Annotated in this window: 18 protein-coding genes; 14 read left to right on the plus strand and 4 right to left on the minus strand. The window is 36.4% G+C overall.

The window, feature by feature from the left end; genetic code table 11:
* Positions 1–191: 191 nt before the first annotated feature.
* The 4 genes from AA089_RS25430 to hflX form a co-directional block, all read right to left on the minus strand.
* Entirely contained in the window at positions 192–365 is a 174-nt protein-coding gene (locus tag AA089_RS25430) for a hypothetical protein (protein ID WP_173427046.1), read from the minus strand.
* A gap of 65 nt (positions 366–430) precedes the next feature.
* The gene (locus AA089_RS25435) at positions 431–604 is read right to left on the minus strand and encodes a hypothetical protein (RefSeq protein WP_173427047.1); all 174 of its coding nucleotides are present in this window, start codon (positions 602–604) and stop codon (positions 431–433) included.
* 24 nt (positions 605–628) lie between these two features.
* Positions 629–784, minus strand: a complete 156-nt coding sequence (locus tag AA089_RS25440; protein WP_173427048.1) for a hypothetical protein — start codon at positions 782–784, stop codon at positions 629–631.
* Positions 785–1002: 218 nt separating this feature from the next.
* Positions 1003–2217: a GTPase HflX gene (hflX, locus tag AA089_RS05135; protein ID WP_046755863.1), complete on the minus strand. Its 1215-nt coding sequence runs from the start codon at positions 2215–2217 to the stop codon at positions 1003–1005.
* Between the two features lie 82 nt (positions 2218–2299).
* Between hflX and AA089_RS05140 the strand changes: the two genes are divergently transcribed.
* From AA089_RS05140 to vgrG, 14 genes are all read left to right on the plus strand, one after another.
* Complete coding sequence (locus AA089_RS05140; RefSeq protein WP_046755864.1) at positions 2300–3262, plus strand: endonuclease/exonuclease/phosphatase family protein; 963 nt, start codon at positions 2300–2302, stop codon at positions 3260–3262.
* Positions 3263–3353: 91 nt separating this feature from the next.
* The gene (locus tag AA089_RS05145; protein ID WP_082113201.1) at positions 3354–8795 is read left to right on the plus strand and encodes a fibronectin type III domain-containing protein; all 5442 of its coding nucleotides are present in this window, start codon (positions 3354–3356) and stop codon (positions 8793–8795) included.
* Positions 8796–8845: 50 nt separating this feature from the next.
* Positions 8846–9763: a PorP/SprF family type IX secretion system membrane protein gene (locus AA089_RS05150; protein ID WP_046755866.1), complete on the plus strand. Its 918-nt coding sequence runs from the start codon at positions 8846–8848 to the stop codon at positions 9761–9763.
* 17 nt (positions 9764–9780) lie between these two features.
* Positions 9781–11658: an OmpA family protein gene (locus AA089_RS05155; RefSeq protein ID WP_046755867.1), complete on the plus strand. Its 1878-nt coding sequence runs from the start codon at positions 9781–9783 to the stop codon at positions 11656–11658.
* Positions 11659–11739: 81 nt separating this feature from the next.
* Positions 11740–12270, plus strand: coding sequence for a hypothetical protein (locus AA089_RS05160; protein ID WP_046755868.1), 531 nt, complete (start codon positions 11740–11742; stop codon positions 12268–12270).
* 151 nt (positions 12271–12421) lie between these two features.
* Positions 12422–13261: a helix-turn-helix transcriptional regulator gene (locus AA089_RS05165; RefSeq protein WP_046755869.1), complete on the plus strand. Its 840-nt coding sequence runs from the start codon at positions 12422–12424 to the stop codon at positions 13259–13261.
* 286 nt (positions 13262–13547) lie between these two features.
* On the plus strand, positions 13548–14126 hold the full coding sequence (locus AA089_RS05170; RefSeq protein ID WP_046755870.1) for a DUF4255 domain-containing protein: 579 nt from the start codon (positions 13548–13550) through the stop codon (positions 14124–14126).
* The gene (locus tag AA089_RS05175; protein ID WP_046755871.1) at positions 14123–14929 is read left to right on the plus strand and encodes a hypothetical protein; all 807 of its coding nucleotides are present in this window, start codon (positions 14123–14125) and stop codon (positions 14927–14929) included. Before AA089_RS05170 ends, AA089_RS05175 begins: the two co-directional genes overlap by 4 nt.
* Positions 14930–14978: 49 nt before the next feature.
* Positions 14979–16559, plus strand: coding sequence for a phage tail sheath family protein (locus AA089_RS05180; protein ID WP_046755872.1), 1581 nt, complete (start codon positions 14979–14981; stop codon positions 16557–16559).
* 62 nt (positions 16560–16621) lie between these two features.
* On the plus strand, positions 16622–17083 hold the full coding sequence (locus tag AA089_RS05185; protein ID WP_046755873.1) for a phage tail protein: 462 nt from the start codon (positions 16622–16624) through the stop codon (positions 17081–17083).
* Positions 17076–17522, plus strand: coding sequence for a phage tail protein (locus AA089_RS05190; RefSeq protein WP_046755874.1), 447 nt, complete (start codon positions 17076–17078; stop codon positions 17520–17522). The genes AA089_RS05185 and AA089_RS05190 overlap by 8 nt, the downstream gene beginning before the upstream one ends.
* 100 nt (positions 17523–17622) lie before the next feature.
* Positions 17623–17793, plus strand: a complete 171-nt coding sequence (locus tag AA089_RS24575) for a DUF5908 family protein (protein ID WP_156168908.1) — start codon at positions 17623–17625, stop codon at positions 17791–17793.
* 9 nt (positions 17794–17802) lie between these two features.
* The gene (locus tag AA089_RS05195) at positions 17803–18477 is read left to right on the plus strand and encodes a CIS tube protein (protein ID WP_082113202.1); all 675 of its coding nucleotides are present in this window, start codon (positions 17803–17805) and stop codon (positions 18475–18477) included.
* Positions 18478–20274: a type VI secretion system tip protein VgrG gene (gene vgrG / locus AA089_RS05200; RefSeq protein WP_046755875.1), complete on the plus strand. Its 1797-nt coding sequence runs from the start codon at positions 18478–18480 to the stop codon at positions 20272–20274.
* Positions 20275–20580: the final 306 nt, after the last annotated feature.

The following is a 20580-nucleotide window of genomic DNA, read 5'->3' on the forward strand; positions in this document are numbered from 1 at the left end:
AGGCGAAACAGTTTCTAGCTTTTTGAAGCAAGAAGAAGGATTGTAGTGATGAGAGAAAATTAAATAAATTATAATATAAAAAAGAGGCTGTCTGAAATTCTGAATTGATACTGAATCAAGTTCAGCACATGATTCAGAATGACGTTTTTATACTTTTCAGGCAGCCGCTTTATCCGTTTTAAAATATATTTTTAAAAATCTCGTCTTGGTGGACAGTGATAACACATTGTTTGAAGTGTTGGATCTGTCGTCGTTAAAATAGTATCAATTGTTTTGATAGTATCTGCTATTCCTCCTTTAATTTTTTGAGATAAATTGGAAACTGATTTCTTATTCAGTTCCAGCTTTTTAAGACTTTGTTTCATATGACTAAGTTTTCTTAATTAGTTCCTACTCGTACGTTTTTCGGATACCACGTATTGTTTGTACCCTATAACGTATCAGGTGGACATATAAAACACATTGTCAATGCTGTTGGACCACCTGGTCCTGTAGTAAAGGTGTCAAATGTATCTTCTTGTCTTCTAAGTCCTCCTTTAATTGTAGTTGATAAATCTGAAACTGACTTTTTGTTGAGTGTTAATTTGTTGAAACTTTTTTTCATAAGTATATGGTTTTGGTTATTAAATTAATAAGTTACTGAGCAATCAAAACATCCTGTATTTGCTGTAGGATCATTGGTTGGAAACGTATCATTAGCTCTTCTAAATCCTCCTTTAATTAATTGACTCAAATTTGAAATAGCACTTTTGTGCAAGGTTAATTTTTGCAAACTTTTTTTCATGTTACTTTATTTTAATATTGCTCCTACTCTTACGTTTTTCGGATTCCACGTACACATGTGCAATGCTTTTGTAACAACAAAAACACAGCAATGCAACAGTATTAAAAGTTTTAAGGGGAATATATACGCAATTAGAATGACCTAATTTTGACATAAATTTAAAAAAAATAGCGAACAGTATCTACTATTCGCTATTCTTTTATGAAATAAGACGGTAATTAAGAGTCCAACTCTTCATAATCAGGATACAAAAAGTTGTTGTAAGGAAAGCGAGTTACGTGTATTTCACGAACCACTGTATATACTTTACGTTTGAACTCGTCTATGTTTTCTTTGTTAATGGCAGAAATAAATAAGGCGTTTTCGCCCATGGCATTCATCCACGTTCGTTTCCAATCGTCTAAAGTATAATGCGCTTTGGTTTTTTCAGTAACCAAATCGTCACTATCAATAGTTTCATGACTATACGCATCAATTTTATTGAACACCATTACTGTTGGTTTATCGGCACTTTTTATTTCTCCTAAAATTTTATTAACCGAAGCAATATGATCTTCAAAATTAGGATGCGAAATATCTACAACATGCAATAATAAATCTGCTTCACGCACTTCATCCAAAGTACTTTTGAATGAATCTACCAATTGTGTCGGCAATTTTCGAATAAATCCTACGGTATCACTCAACAAAAAAGGTAAATTTCCAATAACAACTTTACGAACCGTAGTATCTAAAGTGGCAAAAAGTTTGTTTTCAGCAAATACATCACTTTTACTAATTACATTCATCAAGGTCGATTTCCCAACATTGGTATATCCTACCAACGCTACACGAATCAATGCTCCTCTATTTCCACGCTGAACCGCCATTTGCTTATCAATGGTAACCATTTTTTTACGAAGCAACGAAATTTTATCACGTACAATACGTCTGTCCGTTTCAATTTCTGTTTCTCCAGGTCCACGCATTCCAATTCCACCTCGTTGACGCTCCAAGTGTGTCCATAAACCTGTCAATCGTGGTAATAAATATTGGTATTGTGCCAGTTCTACTTGTGTACGCGCATAACTCGTTTGTGCACGCTGTGCAAAAATATCTAAAATCAATCCTGTACGATCAATAATTTTACATTTCAACAAACGCTCAATATTCTTTTGTTGTGAAGGCGATAATTCGTCATCAAAAATAACCGAACCAATATCATTTGTTTTCACAAACTGCTCCACCTCTTCCATTTTTCCTGTTCCAATAAATGTTTTCGGATTTGGAATTTCCATCTTCTGTGTAAATCGTTTTACGACTTCGCCGCCAGCAGTATACGTCAAAAACTCAAGCTCGTCCAAATATTCTTTCGATTTGGTTTCGTCTTGTTCTTTTGTAATCACTCCTACAAGTACAGCGCGTTCGTACGCAATAGTTTTCTTTTCTAACATAAATAAAATAAAAAGCAAAGTTACGCAATTCCTTTATTGATTTTAGTACATTTATGTCTTATAAAGGACTTTTACATATAATATGGAGAAAAACAACACAAAACAATCCTATCATACGGTTGCATTTTACAATCTAGAAAACTTATTTGATACTGTTGATGATGAAAATGTGTTGGATAATGATTTTTTGCCTGAAGCAGATCGGAATTGGACTCCAAAACGTTATGAAAAGAAACTCTACAAACTAAGTACTGCTATTGCTAGCTTAGGTACCGATGAAACAGGAAATGCTCCTGTAATTATTGGTGTTGCTGAGGTAGAAAACAAAAAAGTATTGACCGATTTAGTGCATTCTGAAAAACTCCGCGCGTTTGATTATGACATTGTTCATTACGATTCGCCTGACGAACGAGGAATTGATGTTGGCTTAGTATATCAAAAAGGACATTTTCAAGTTATCCATTCCGAATCGATCCCTATATTATTATATAATGAAGAAGGCGTACGTGATTATACCAGAGATACGTTGTATGTAAAAGGTGTAATGCATGGAGAAGACATTCATGTTTTTGTAAATCATTGGTCGTCTCGTAGAGATGGTTCGGCGGAAACTGCTCACAAACGCATTGAAGCAGCACAAGTAGTTCGTAAAAAAATAGAAACCATTCAGGATACAGAATTTGATCCGCATATTATTGTTATGGGTGATTTTAATGACAATCCAACTGATGATAGCATACAAAAACACTTAATGCGGGCTGATTTATACAATCCGATGGAAAAGCTATTAACAATCTACAAAGGAAGTCTTAATTATAGAGGCGAATGGAACCTATTTGATCAAATTATTTTCTCTACAAACTTCTTCAATTACAAAAAAGGGACACACAGCTTTGCGTCGGCAGATATTTTTGACGATCATTTTCTGACCAATTGGAAAGGAAGATACGAAGGAACTCCTTTTAGAACCTACTCTGGGAGAAAATACCTAGGTGGCTACAGCGATCACTTTCCTGTATATATAAAATTAAAATTTAACCAATAAGGCGCATTTTTCGCAACTTAAATGTTAAAGTAAAGTTAAGTTTACTTTTTTTTACTATTTTTAGGGCTACTAACTATTAACCAACTTTTTTATGAAAAAAATTACATTGCTATGTATGGCAACGTTATTTTACACGTTTTCATATGCACAAGTATTAAATCAACCCGCGAGTTGGCCAAACACAAACTGGTCAGTTACAGGTACATATAATACAGATCCGAACGCATTTGAAGCAGATCCAACACTAACAGGAAACTTCGCTTTTGACGATGATGATGCAGGTAATGGCAACAATAATGACATTGCCGCAGAATCACCAGTTATAGACATTTCAGCAGCTTTTACCGCTGGAGAAACATGGCTTAATGTCAATGTTGACTACACCTACAATGACTTAGGAGGCTCGCTAAACCTAGAATACTGGGATGCTGATGCAGCTGCTTGGGTAGTCTGGCAAGTGTTTGGCCCTAGCGCAGACCAACCTCTTGGAGACTTTTGTAGTGGAACAAGAGATTCATTTTCGAGTGATCCTTTAGATATTTCAGGATTTACAGCAACACAACAATCTGGTTTTCAATACCGATTGGCATTTGATGATGCCGATGGTTGGCAATGGGGTTTCTGTTTTGACGCTCCGACAATTGTATCATCGCTTCCTCCTTCTTGTTTTGACATTTCAAACTTAACATCTGCAAATGTTACAGCTACAACTGTTGAACTAAGCTGGGACGCCAATAGTGGCGAAACTGCTTGGGAAGTTGCTATCCAAAACGCAGGAACTGGTGTTCCAACAGCTGCAGGAACTGGCGTAACTGCCAATGCTCCTTACCTTGCTACAGGATTAAGCGCAAGTACAGCGTATGAAGTATATGTAAGAGCTGATTGTGGCGTCGTAGACGGATTCAGTAACTGGATCGGTCCTATTAACTTTACAACATTAAACTTACCTCCACCAGCACCAGTTGGTGTTACGTGTACTACAGGAACTTCTTCTTTTATATTTACTGAAGATTTTGACGATGATCCACCATCAGGTTGGACAGGTACAGGTTTTGACGGAAGTAACGGAAACTGGGATATTACTGCCGGAGGCATAAACTCTGGAGGAACAGGTCCTTCTGCTTCTTTTAGTGGAGGAACTCACTTAGAGTATGAAGCATCAGGAAACTCTTCTACGATTGCTTCTGCGATTAGTCCAGCAATTGACTTAACACCTGCTGTAGACGGTGCAGAATTATCATTCTATCTACACGCATTTGGTGAAGATATTGGAACATTAAATGTAAATGTTGGAACTTCTCCAACAGGTCCATTTACAAATGTATATTCTTGGACTGGCGATTTACAAGCTACTGATACAGAAGCTTGGGTTCCAGTAGGAATTGACTTAGCTGCCTATTTAGGACAAACTATTTACGTAGAATTTAGCTACGGTGGAACAGGTGCAGGTTTCGAAGGAGATTTATCAATTGACTTCGTACGTGTTGAAGCATGTGGATCTTTCTGTATAGCACCGAGTAGCTTAACAGCTTCCAATGTTGTTGATACAAGTGCTGATATAAACTGGTTAGCCAATAGTGGCGAAACGGAGTGGGAATATGTTATACAACCTCCTGGAACAGGTGTTCCAACAGGTGCTGGTACTTCTACAACAACAAATCCAGTTACAGCAACAGGATTAACTTCTAGCACGGCTTATGAAATATATGTAAGAGCTATTTGTGGCCCTGGAGTCGAAAGTGTTTGGGCAGGTCCAATAAACATTTTGACTTTACCACAAGCTCCAGTTGGAGTAACATGTACTACAGGTGCTTCTTCTTTTATATTCACTGAAGATTTTGACGATGATCCACCATCAGGTTGGACAGGTACAGGTTTTGATGGAAGTAACGGAAACTGGGATATTACTGCTGGAGGTGTAAACTCTGGAGGAACAGGTCCTTCTGCTTCTTTTAGTGGAGGAACTCACTTAGAATATGAAGCATCAGGAAACTCTTCTGATATTGCTTCAGCGATTAGTCCTGCAATTGATTTAACACCTGCCGTAGATGGTGCAGAATTATCATTCTATCTACATGCATTTGGTGAAGATATAGGAACACTAAACGTAAATGTTGGAACTTCTCCAACAGGTCCTTTTACCACTTTATATACTTGGTCTGGAGAATTACAGACTGATGATACCGATGCTTGGGTTCCTGTAGGAGTTGACTTAACTGCTTATTTAGGACAAACGATCTACCTAGAATTTAGTTATGGTGGATCAGGTGGCGGATTTGAAGGAGATTTATCTATTGACTTCGTACGTGTTGAAGCATGTGGATCTTTCTGTGTTGCTCCAAGTAACTTAACCGCTACAAATATTACAAACAGTAATGTTGACTTAAACTGGTTAGCCAATAGTGGCGAAACAGAGTGGGAATATGTTGTACAACCAGCTGGAACAGGAATTCCAACAGGTGCAGGTACTTCTACGACAACCAATCCAGTTTCGGTTGGTGGTTTAATGTCTGAAACAGATTATGAAGTATATATAAGAGCTATTTGTGGTCCTGGAGACGTAAGTGTTTGGACAGGTCCTATAACATTTACAACTGGTATTGGTGTAGACTGTAATGGAGCACCTGTAAATACTACTTATTGTTATACAAATAATGACAATACTTCATTTACTTTCTTTAGTTCTGACGCAACCTCTACACTTGCTGTAATATTTAATGCAGGACAAGTAGAAAATAACTGGGATGAATTAATCATAACAGACTCCGACGGAACAGTAATATATAATGATTACGGAAATGCTGGAGACTTAGCAGGATTGTTTTTCCAATCTTCAGGTTCTTCAATAACCGTATCAATTAGTTCTGACTTTACGATTGGATGTCAATCATCAGGATTTACACCTTGGGATTTCACAGTTGCTTGTGTTGATCCTACTGCACCTCCAACTTGTGTTAGCTTAATTAGTCCACAAGATGGCGATACCGCTGTTGATATTATAGGTGGTGTAATCACTTGGGGGAATGCAATTGGTTCTCCTGCTGGATACATCTTAACTGTAGGTACAACACCAGGTGGAAATGATATCGTAAACGGATTAGATGTTGGAAATGTTAATACATATGCTCTAGGAGATTTAGTATATGATACAACATATTATGTGACTATCCTTGGATATAACGGAAATGGACTAGCATCTGGATGTGTTGAAGAAAGCTTCACGACACGCCCAGATCCAAACCAAGTATTTAACTTAGTTTGTGCTAATGGTCCTGTAAATGTGAATCACTGTTATACAAACAATGATGACAATACCTTCTTGTTTACATCTGATAATGGTTTCCCATTAGAATTGAATTTTACAGCAGGAACAATTTTAGATGATGATGATATTATCATTATATATGATGGTTCAGACAATACATTCCCTGTACTATATTCTGGAAATAATGCTGGTGACCTTGCTGGTTTGACAATCACATCTAGTCTTGGAAACTTATACATAGAAGTTATTAGTGATGGATTTACTAGTTGTGCTTCTGGAACAGGAGTTCCATGGGAATGGTCAGTAAGATGTTTAACATGTTTTAGACCAACTGCTTCCTATACAATTGTTGATGATTGTGCAATGGGAGATCAATTCTTAGTAGATGTAGAAATACTAGATACAGGAGATGCCGCTACTATTACAATTACAGATGATTTTGGTAGTGCACCACAAGTAGTTTCTGCTACTGGAATTTATACATTTGGACCGTATCCAAATGCTACACAAGTAGTATTTACTGTAGCAGATACAGATGATACAAACTGTGTATTGACAAGTAACCCACAAACACAAGCATTCTGTCCAGACCAAGCCTGTGGAATTATAAATGCAGGATACGATCAGTTACAAACATGTGATGAAACGTCAACAGATTTATCTGCTACTTTCATGACAAGTGCAATTACAACTGATACAAGTACGTACGGAATTACAGGATTACAATGTCCTCCTGATAACTTAACTGGATTACCAACATCTATTACATTAGATGATAGATGGTCTTCAGCGATCAACTTAGATTTTGAATTCCAATATTTTGGAAATACATATACACAAGTAATTATTGGAGCAAATGGACTCGTTTCATTTGATATTTCTGATGCTGGAAACTTCTGTCCATGGAACATTAATGCGGCAGATTTAATACCAACAGCAAACATGCCTACCAATGCAATTCATGGTGCATATCATGATATTGATCCAAGTGTTGCAGGTAACCACTACATAGAATATGCAGTAGTTGGCTCGGCGCCAGAAAGACAATTTAAAGTAACGTTCTTTGAAATTCCACATTTCTCTGCGGCATGTAACAACTTGTTAACGACACAGCAAATCATTTTACACGAATCGTCTAACGTGATTGATGTATTATTAATTGAAAAACCAGTTTGTACAACATGGAATCAAGGATTGGCAGTTGTAGGTATTCAAAATGGAGCAGGTAGTGTTGGATATTCGCCACCAGGAAGAAATACTGGTGCTTGGGCAGTAACACAACAAGAATTATGGAGATTTGTTCCAGAAGGAAATCCAAACTACACATTTGAGTGGTTAGATGAAAATGGAAATGTCATCAGTAATAATACTGATATTACCGTATCACCAACGGAAACAACAACATATACCGCATCTATTACCTATGCACTTGTTGATGGAACATTGGTAACACTAACAGATGATATGACAGTAACTGTTGAGTCAAATCCTGAAATTGCGAATACAATCGTAATTGAAGCTTGTGATGATGACTTTGATGGAATTACAGAATTCGATCTTTCAGCACAAGATGCGGAAGTTATTGGAACACAATTAGACGTTTCTGTTTCTTACTACGAAACACTTGCTGATGCAGATGCTGGTACAGGTATGTTAGCAGATCCAACTGCATATGTAAATACAACGCCTGATACGCAAACATTATATGTTCGTATTCAAAATAATACGACAGGATGTTTCACAACAGGACCATTTGACATTGAAGTATTAGAGATTATTGATCCTTCTGATATCGCTATTGAAGGAGAATGTATCAATGACGAATACACCATGACAGTTACACCGCTAAATGGCTCGTATGATCCAGCTACCGTAACGTATGAATGGTCTGGAGGATCTTCAACGAATAACACTGGTTCGCAATTCATTGCAACTGACGATGGAGAATACACCGTTTCAATTACAACTCCTGATGGATGCGTAAGTATGAAATCATTCACTGTAGTAAACTCTATGTGTTCATTCCCAAGAGGTATTTCACCAAACGGAGACGGACTAAATGACAATTGGAATTTAGCTGCATTTAGAGTACAGCAGTTAGAAATTTTCAACTCTCATGGACGCTCAATATATAAGAAACAAAATTATGTAGACGAATGGTATGGTCAGACAAATGAAGATGATGCATTGCCTGTAGGAACTTATTTTTACGTATTAACACTTGAAAATGGACAATCTAAAAACGGATGGATTTATCTAAACAAATAAGATGTCCACATACGTAAAAACTAACTCTATACTATAAATAATATCATATCATGAAGAACATATATATCGCACTATTTATATTACTTTTTACGCTGCCATCATTTGCGCAACAAGATCCACAGTATACGCAATACATGTACAATATGGCAGTTATAAACCCTGCGTATGCAGGTTCTAGAGAAGGAATATCTTTAGGTGCACTATACAGAAATCAATGGACCGGATTTGACGGTGCCCCAAGAACACTTACGTTCTTTGGGCATTCGCCAGTCGGTAAAAATGTTGGTCTAGGATTATCATTAATATCTGACCAAATAGGACCTGTAAAAGAAACAAACACCTATGCTGATTTTGCATACACTTTAAATTTAGGAGGCGCACATAAATTAGCCTTTGGATTAAAAGGAGGACTAACGTTTCACGATATCGGACTATTAGACCTTGTAGATCCTACGCTCATCGATGCAGGAGATGAAGCATTTTCTAGCAACGTGAGTGAAACTACATTCAACTTAGGAGCTGGTTTATTTTACTATACTGATAATTATTACTTAGCCTTATCAGTACCTAACTTTTTAAAAGGAAAACATTTAGATGTTAATGGAAGAAGCTATGGTTCGGAAATATCGCACTATTTCTTAACTGGTGGTTATGTATTTCAGGTAACACCAAATACAAAACTGAAACCTTCATTTTTAGTAAAATCGGCATTTGATGCGCCAACTTCGTTTGACCTCAACATGAATGCCCTATTTTATGAAAAATTTGAAATTGGAGCTTCTTACCGTTTAGATGATTCTTTTAGTGGAATGGTCAACTTTGCGATTAACCCGAGATTACGTATAGGTTATGCCTATGATGCAGTAACTTCAGAAATTTCTTCTGTAGCCAATGCTTCTCACGAAGTATTCTTATTATTTGATTTATACTTCCCAAGAAAAATTTCTCGTTCGCCTAGATATTTCTAACCTAACTCGCCAAAAAAATGAAAAAAATACTAATATTAATTCTCGTTCTAGCAACTTCAAACGTTTTTGCGCAGAACGACAGAACCAAAAAAGCTGACAAGCTCTATAACAGACTTGAATACGTAAAAGCGGCTGAGGAATATTTAGAAATCGCTATTGACGATGCTGATGCTTACGTATACGAACAACTAGCTAACTGTTATTACAACTTATTTCAAACCAAAGACGCTGAGCGTTGGTACAACCAAGCCATCACCGAAGGAAGTACAAGTGCTGATGTATATTTCAAATATGCACAAATGCTAAAAGCGAATGGTAAATACAAAGAACACAACGAATACATGGCTAAGTTTGCAGCTGCAAAACCAACGGATAAAAGAGCCATTGCATTTAATGAAAATCCGAATTATATTCCTCAAATTCTTGCGAAAGTAACCAAGTTTGAAGTGAAAAACTCTGAAATTAACTCAACTAATTCTGAGTTTGGAGCAGTAGCATCAGGCGGAATGGTGTACTTTACCGCTACACGTGATGGAGGAAAAAAATACGGTTGGAATGATCAGCCTTTCTTAGATATCTATATGGCTTCGTATGATGGAGACGGAAATTTGTCAAACGCTCAAGCCTTGTCTAAAGATATCAACACAAAGTTTCACGAAGGAACACTAGCATTTTCTCCAGACAAGAAAACGATGTATTTCACTCGTGAAAACTACTATGAAGGAAAGTTTAAAAAGGATGATGAAGGTATTGGGACACTAAACCTATACAAAGCTACGATGTCAGATGGCGAATGGTCTAATGTAGAACCGTTACCATTTAACAATGACGAGTATTCTGTAGGACATCCAACGGTTAGTGCTGATGGAAAAACGCTATATTTTGCTTCTGATATGCCAGGTGGACTTGGACAATCAGACATTTATAAAGTTGCCATCAATGACGACGGATCATTTGGAGAACCAGAAAACTTAGGTGGAGACATCAATACAGAAGGAAGAGAATTTTTCCCATTCATCAGTAACAATAATACTTTATACTTCTCATCTGACGGACACTTAGGAATTGGAGGACTAGATGTATTTGCGTCTAAAGTAAACGGATCATCTTATGGTGCAGTTCGTAACTTAGGAACACCTTTAAACAGTAATTCAGATGACTTCTCATTTACTTTTGATGAAGATGCTAAAAAAGGATTTGTCGCTTCAAACCGTGACGGTGGAAAAGGAAGTGATGACATTTATGAAACAACACTTATCAATCCTATTTGTGATGTTGACTACGTAATTTCTGTTACAGATAAAGAAACTGGCGCTGCATTAAGCGGAGCAAAAGTAGTATTAGCAGACGATCAAGGAAACAGCGTTGGAACTAAAACAACTGACGCAGACGGAAAAGTAACGTTCAAAGTAGAGTGTGACAAATCTTCTCAAATAGAAGCAACTATTCAAGGATACGTTCCACAACAAATTGATGTAAATAGTGGAGACAATCCTGAAAGAAGAGTTGATATTGCCTTAGCTCCTATTGAAGAAATCATTGAAGATGTTATTGTTTTAAATCCTATCTATTTTGATTTTGACAAACACAACATCCGACAAGATGCTGCTTTTGAGTTAGATAAAGTTGTCAATGTAATGACAAAGTATCCTAATATGGTAATTAAAGTGGAAACTCACACCGATATTAGAGGTCCAGCCTCTTACAATCAAAAATTATCTGAAAGAAGAGCAAAATCGACAGTTCAATATATCATTTCTAAAGGAATTGATGCAACGCGCCTAAGTAGTGAAGGAAAAGGAGAATCTTCTCCATTAATTGACTGTACAAAATGTACTGACGAAGAACACCAACAAAACCGTCGTTCTGACTTCATTATCATTAGCAAAGACTAAACATACACTAAGTTATGTACACAAAGCCTGTAATGTAAAAATTACAGGCTTTTTACATTTATAGATAATTCATACAACCTCATGAAAAAACTAGTACTCGTACTACTACTCTGTATTTTCTCGGCATGTGCAACGAAAAAAGACCAAAATATCGTTCTGATTGCAGCTATACATAAAGAAATTATCAACGCTGAACTCCAAAAAGATAGCACGCTTGCTGTCTTAGACACATCAAGAAACAATACATATCTTGACTTTCCTGAATTCACATCTTTTTTTGGCGATAAAGACACCACAATTCAACTCTCAAAAAATATATTAAAAGGAATAAAAGTGTACAGTTCGGATAGTTTAACAGCTTTTGCAAAAAAAAGTAGCAAAGGAAAAAACAAGCTTTCTGATTTTTTACCAACTTACAATGGCGAAATACTTCTATATCTATCCATCCCGTTTGGGAACAAAGATAAAAGCTCTGTGATCTGCGAAGCATCAATACTCAATCCTACAAACGAATCATTTGTAAGTCGTTTTTACAGTCTACAAAAAACAGAAACCGGATATACAATACGCAATATACGAACGCTAGATAGTACAGGAAAAGTTGTTGAATGAAAAGTTTCTTATCCAAAAATTAACATTAAAACGTCAAAAATCAAGTATTTCTACCGTGTTATAGCATCATTTTTTGAATTACATTTGAAACTATACTTTTATAAAGTTCTCCCTTACCAAAACTAACGTAAGATATAATTATAGTAAAATAATGGCTACGCATAGAAATATACTTATTGGGAGCGATACTTCTTCGTCTTTAACAGCTATCATAAAAAGCTTACAAGAAGTAAATAAATATAGCTTTATTACGGCTACGCGTGTGTCAGACATTGTACAAATTTCTAAATCATTACAACCTACACTCATCATTCTGAGTTTTAGAAACAATCAACAAGTATTAAGTTCACTATATTCCTATTTTCCAGAATTTGAAACTCCTGTAGTTTGTCTTCGACAGAGAAACGAATACAAAAATATTCAACTAAAAGAACACAATATTATATTTACTTATTCATACGAATATGGTGTACAACACAACAATTTAGGGAATAATGTAAAAGGAATTCTAAAGCTTTTACAAGCTGAAAAAGAATCAAAAAGCAATACAAATTACAGCAAACAGAATAACGATTTAACACGGTATACTTTAGAGTTAGATCAAAAAAAACAAATGCTTGATAAAATAAAGGAGCGCATCAAACAATTATATACCAATGTAGATACTGCCACAAAAACAAAACTAATGTCCATTGTGAACTCTATCAAAATGACGCACAACAATAACAAGCATTGGGACGATTTTAAACTGTACTTCGAAAACATAAATCCTAACTTTTTAAAGCAGCTTTCTTCTAAATTTCCGTGTTTAACGTCCAAAGACCTAAAATACTGCTGCTACCTAAAAATGAACATGTCTAATGAAGACATTCGTTTCATACTAGGCATCAATCAAGAAAGTGTACGTACACACAAATACCGCTTAAAGAAAAAAATGGTGCTAAACAAAGAACAAGACCTCAGAATGTTCATTCAATCCTTTGCGAGTTAAACACAAACCAACTCAACTAACATCATTGCTATTTCGTATCTTACTACAGTGTGAAGTATTGCTATCTTCAGCCAACACAAATTAAAAAAATTATGAACCACAAAATTGATGCATGCGCATGCATGTGTATATGACTTGTGACGTGTAAAAACAATTGTCTACGTTTTGTCTACGGTAAATTACTTACAACCGCAAAATGTATATAAATGGTATACGGTCATTATAGTTGTGTATGCATTGATATAGCTAATTTTAGCATACTCGATTTTCTAACCAACAACCAGTTATGATTGAAAAAGCATTTCAATTTACCGCAAAAACACTAAATCAATACGTTAAAAACAAATTTAGCCTAGATGATGATGCTGTAGTTATCAACAGAATTATTGAACAAGATGGTAAAATTCCTCAGTTGAATAAAAATCATATTGTGCTCTCTCTAATTCATGTAGAAGAAGAAACTTCGAAACAGTTTTACAACAGAGTGGAAACCGTTTCAGACGGAAACTATGTCAAAAAACCTGTTTCCAACCGATTCAATCTATACATGTTAGTAACACCAAACTTTGATGATTACAATGAAGCATTAAAATTTTTAAGTGTCACGATGCAGTTTTTTCAAACCAATGAACTCATTGACGCTACCAAATATGCTAACATTCCAACAGAAATAGAGCGACTAGAATATGAATTCCAAAAAGGAGATGGTTACATGCAAATGCAAAACCTTTGGACAGCACTTGGCGCCAAATATCAACCATCAATCATATACAAAATGCGAATGATCACAATTGCTTCTGACGAAATAGAAGGATTTGAAACCAAAGTAGATAGTATCCGAAATACCGCAAATCCAAAATCATGAATACGAGCTACACATCCTTATTCAGTCTAACAACCATGCACAGCTATTTTGCATCAGGTAGTTGCGAAACTGTAGCTTACCATCCAAGTGTGGAAACTAAGAAAATGATGGATACGTATGGCCTACTAATGCGAAAAATGCCCAATGGTTTTCAAATATACACTTCAACTAGTCAGTCCATTGAAACGTATATAAACTACATCACACAAGTAACAGGAATAGATGCTTTAAAATTTAACGGAACTGCTACAGAACAAGCGTTTTATAACTATACAGCACAAATTCCCTTAAATGAAATTGGAATGCTTTCGTATACCAATACACATCAAACAAATACGCCTGTACTTTTACAAGAAACATTCATTTCGCAGTCAAGCACAAACGATATCTTACAAATAACAATAACGTTTGAAGACATTGTACAAGCACAAAAAACGGGTACGGACTTAGCATATCAAATTCAATTCACTGCTCGTGAAACGCAATGGAACTATTACATTATTAACACTTCTAATCAAAACTATCATGAAATAGCGATTCAGAGTAGTACGGAAGAAATACAATTTTCAAATAAAGGAGAAACCACGTTACAAAACGGACAAAAAGCAATACTATTTTCCTCAGGAACTTTGCTCTCACTAAAAGATATTGCACAGCACAAATTTGATCTTATCAACACAAAACAAACCATAGCTGGCAATCGCAAGGAAACCATATTCAAAGGATTACCCATACCAAATGCATCGAACTTACAACTATTAGACAACAGCACCATTGCTTCACCAATGTATGTCTATATCTAATATGTATATAACAACCATAAAAATTATTACGAATTAATAACTATGTTTTATGAATTTATCAACCATTAAATCTCCAGGGGTTTATATCAATGAAATAAATGGGTTTGGAAACTCTGTTGTCCCAGTGGCAACTGCCGTTCCTGCTTTCATTGGATACACTCCACAGGCCATGTACGAAGGGAAATCGTATACGAATGTACCTACGAAAATTACATCATTCAGTGATTTTCAGGCAATCTTTTGTTATCCAGATGCTGCACCACCGGCAGATCCTGCAAAACAATACAGTCCACAGTACTACTTAGTAGCTGAAAAAAGTCAACCCGAAAAAGGCGATTACATGCTCATCGGCGACACGTACTATTCCATTGTACCCGATCCAAATACGGTATACTATCTATACAACAGTATTCGCTTATTCTACGAAAATGGTGGAGGAGACGCATACATTGTATCAGTAGGAACGTACGGAGAAGGTTCAGGTGCTGGAATGACACCAGGCGACCAAATTGTAAACCCTAATGTACAACTCGGCGATCTTACAGACGGACTTGCTTTATTGAAAAATGAACAAGAACCTACCATGTACATCTGCCCTGAAGCAACATTACTTTCGGTAGCAAACAACGGAACACTGATGGCTTCTATGTTGTTACAAGCAGAAACAATGCAAACTTCTGTTGCTATTTTAGACATCATCGGAGGAAGAAATCCTGATCCAATCATGTGGACGAATGACATTGAAACATTCCGTGACAATACAGGCGCAAACGGATTAAACTACGGAACAGCATACTATCCGTTTGTAGGAACAACCATTATGCAAACTTCTGACATTGACTATACAAACTTATTTGGTGGCGATGTAAAACAATTGCAACCATTACTAAGTCCTGCTTCCGATCCAAATCCTACGGTGGAAACCATTCTATCAAACATTGAAAACCCGCCAGGAACGCCTTTAACGGTAAGCCAATACAACAACTCACTAATTACTGCTAGTAAAACGTATAGCACCATCATTAATCATGTATTAAGTGATGCTAACATGCTTCCGCCAAGTGGAGGAATGGCTGGAGTAATTACAGTAACCGACAATGAAGTTGGTCCTTGGCAAGCACCAGCAAACACATCAATGGTAGGTGCTTCTTCACTTCCTATAAAACTATCAGAATCGCAACAAGGAGACTTAAACGTTGATGCCGTTTCTGGTAAATCAATCAATGCAATTCGTTTCTTCAACGGACTTGGAATTCTTATTTGGGGAGCCAGAACCTTAGACGGAAACAGTCAAGATTGGCGCTACCTTTCGGTAAGAAGAACCATGAATTTCTTAGAACAATCGTGTAAACTAGCGGCGCAAGCTTATGTATTTGCACCAAACGATAAAAATACATGGGAAGGTGTAAAATCGATGATTGGTAGTTTCCTTACGGGAATATGGAAACAAGGAGGTTTACAAGGAGCAACTGCTGCAAGTGCCTTTTCTGTTGAATGTGGACTCGGTTCTACAATGACGTCAGATGATATTTTAAACGGATTTATGAATGTTACGGTAAAAGTAGCCGTTGTACGTCCTGCAGAATTTATTGTATTAACATTCCAACAACAACAAGCTACATCTAGCTAAGCGTTTAGAATAAATACAAAAACTGAATAAAAATTAATTAACAAAACTAAAAATATAACATTATGGCAGATGATGGAAGTAAACAAGGCGCAACATGGCCCATGCCAAAGTTCCGATTTGAAGTAGACTTAGGAACTGAACTTAAAGGTGTTGCATTTCAAGAAGTATCTGGAATGGACGTAGAAAACCAAATCATTGAATACCGCAAAAGCAATAGCCCATTATTTTCTACCGAAAAAATGCCTGGCATTGTAAAATATGGAAACATAACAATGAAACGTGGTGTTTTTGTAAATGACAATACCTTCTGGGATTGGCATGCAGAAATTTCAATGAATACCATTAAAAGAAGAACAGTACTCATAAAACTATTAGATGAAACTGGAAAAGTAACGATGCAATGGCAGCTCAACAATGCGTGGCCAACAAAAATTACAAGTACCGACTTAAAATCTGATGGAAACGAAGTTGCTGTAGACACATTAGAAATAGCGCACGAACAACTAATTATTACAAATGGCTAATACTGATTATCCTGTTGGATTTTACTTTTCGCTCTCGTTTGAAGGTGAAGATGCGGCTTTCAAAGAAGTATCTGGCATCAGTAAAGATCTAGGCATAGAAGAAATAACAAGCGGTGGCGAAAATCGATTCAAATATCGATTGCCCAACGTAAGTTCTAGCCAAAATCTGGTACTCAAAAGAGCCATAGTTCCAACAGGATCAAAATTAATAACATGGTGCTCAAGTACGTTAGATGATGGCTTAGCAGCCGCTATTCAAACCAAAGATGTCTCTGTGAATTTATTAGACAACGAAGGAAAAGTGCTTAAAAAATGGACGTTTTACAATGCATATCCAGTAAAATATGCCGTTTCCGATCTAAAATCACAAGAAAGTGAAATTCTAATCGAAACCATTGAACTCGCATACAACTATTTTGATGTAGGTTCAAGCACGTAAATAACGAAAGTTTGATATAAAAGTGAGTTGCATCTTTTCCGGAAAATAGTAGCGAGTTTTCGTTAAAAGCGTATAGCAAATAGGTCTAAAAAAATTATTCATGCCGATAGAAATTAGAGAATTAGTGATCAAAACAGAAATACAATCAGTAACTCGAAATACAACGACAAGTCATCAAAAGCAAGACTTATCACGTTTAAAAAACGAATTGCTCGAAACATGCAAACGTATGATTTCTGAAAGTCACAAAAAAGAAAAGTATAAACGATAAATTACGATTATGGCTTTAGAATATATGAAAATAACTGGTTATCAAGACGAGGATTTCAAAAAACCTGTGTCTGGTGATCCATATAATCTAATGATTAATCCAGAATCCATAAAGTGGAATCGAACCATAGAATACAATGAACAACAACCGATAGATACAAGTTCAACGTCTCAAAAATACAAAAGTACACCAAGTGACAATCTCAGTTTTGACATTGTTATTGATTGTACTGGAGTGGTAGACAACAAACGAACCGATTTATCAAAAGAAATTCAAACGTTAGAAGACATCGTATATACCTATAACGGCGAAATTCACAGACCAAACTTTGTAAAAATCCAATGGGGAAGCAATCTTGTATTTTACAGTGTGCTCAAATCATTTGACACAACTTATACACTATTCAAACCTGATGGAAGTCCGCTAAGAGCTAAAATTTCCTTGAGTTTTGGAAAATATATCTCTGCTGATAAGCGTACCAAAGAAGACAGCGAAAGCTCACCAGATATTACACATATGGTAGAAGTTGTAGAAGGCGAAAGCTTGCCGCAACTATCCGAAAAAGTGTGGAACTCTCCCTACTATTATGTACAAGTGGCACAGTTCAATGACTTAAACAAATTTAGACAGCTAAAAGGCGGACAACAATTACTATTTCCTCCAATTATAAAACCAACAAGCTAAATGAGCGCAACAGAAATTACTAGTGGCGGATTGGTCACATTTACAATTAAATCTGAAGGAAGTGCTATTCCTGACACAATGGACGTGCAATCAATTCATGTGGAAAAAGGTGTCAACCGAATTTCAACAGCAACTATTGTCATCATTGACGGAAGTCCTGCTACGGAAACATTTGAAGCAAGTTCGTCTTCTACGTTTGTACCTGGAAACAAAATTATTATTGAAGCAGGGTACGATACCAAAAACGAAAGTATTTTTGAAGGAATTGTTACCAAACAAAGCATCCGAATTCACGGTGCAGAAGGTTCAGTTTTAATTGTAGAATGCCGTGATGAGGCTGTAAAAATGGTCGTAGGACGCAAAAGTGTAACCTATGCAAAAAAGAAAGATAGCGACATCATGAGTACCATCATTGGAAACTACAGCGGTCTATCGGCTACTGTAACGGCAACCACAACAGAATGGCCAGAACAAGTACAATATTACACAACAGACTGGGATTTTCTTTTAGCACGCGCAGAAACAAACGGAATGATTGTTACGGCACTCAACGGAAAAGTTTCGGTACTAAAACCAGATGATGACACGAGTTCTGTAATAAACATTACATACGGAGATAACTTATTAGAATTTAATGCTTCGCTAGATGCAGTAACGCAATTGGGTTCAGCAAAAGCGACTTCTTGGGACTTTACACAACAAAAAACGGCTTCGGGAGAAGCGTCAAGTAGTTATGCAGGACCAGGAAACTTATCCTCTAAAAAATTATCGGAAGTTGTGGGTTTGTCAGATTATGAATTGCAAAGTACAGCGCCGATTCAAAGTGCCGATTTAACAAATTGGTCAAAAGCGGCATTGGTAAAAAGTGCATATTCAAAAATTCAAGGCGATGTAAAATTTCAAGGAAGCAACTTGGTTGATCCTGCTAAATACATCACACTTGCTGGTTTGGGCGATCGTTTCAACGGAGATCATATCATTTCTAATGTACATCATGTCATTGCACACGGAAACTGGACAACAGAAGTATCCGTTGGCTTGTCTCCTATTTGGTTTACAGAAGAACCAGATGTTATGGCACCGCCAGCTTCAGGATTATTACCTGGCGCGCAAGGACTCTTCAATGCAACGGTAAAAAAGATGTATGAAGATCCTGATAATCAATATCGTATACTAGTTGACATTCCATTGTTTGATCCAAGTGGCGAAGGATTATGGGCTCGTTTAACCAACTTCTACTCCACTTCAGGCGCAGGTACATTTTTTATGCCCGAAGTTGGCGATGAAGTCGTTGTTGGATTCTTAAACGAAGATCCGAGATATCCTATCATTCTGGGAAGTATGTACAGTTCATCAAAAAACAAACCTTTTGACGGTTTAGATCCAAATGAAAAAAATACCATAAAAGCATTTGTATCAAAATCTGGAATCAACATACAATTTGATGATGAAAATAAAGTGCTTACGCTTGAAACGCCTAGTAAAAATACCGCCATTTTTAGTGATGATGACAAGAGTATTACCATCAAAGATCAAAATAGCAACAGTATTGTCATGTCAGATAGTGGAATTACCATAAAAAGTCCAAAAGACATTACCATTGAAGCAACTCAGAATTTAAACCTAAAAGGAACACAAGGCGTAAACATTGAATCTTCTGGTGGCGATGTACAAATAAAAGGACTCAACATTAAAGAAACGGCGCAAATGGAATATTCCGCAAATGGAAGTATGACAGCTTCTTTACAAGGCGGAGCACAAACCACTATAAAAGGTGCCATGGTGATGATAAATTAGATTGGGTCTTGGGTCTTGGGTCTTGGGTCTTGGGGAAAAAAAAACAGACTAACGTCACTTCGAGTGATTTTCGATAGAAAATCGTATCGAGAAGCAAAAATAAATCCGAGGTTTAATAATGAGCAACGAGTTTTCTCAATACTCAATACTAACATCTCAATACAAAAAAAAACGTCACTTCGAGTGATTTTCTGTCATATCGAGCGCAGTCTAGATAAACAGAAAATTATATCGAGAAGCAAAAATAAATCTGAGGTTTAATAATGAGCAACGAGCTTTTCTCAATTCTCAATACTAACATCTCAA

The organism is Kordia jejudonensis (genome assembly GCF_001005315.1).
Taxonomy (GTDB): domain Bacteria; phylum Bacteroidota; class Bacteroidia; order Flavobacteriales; family Flavobacteriaceae; genus Kordia; species Kordia jejudonensis.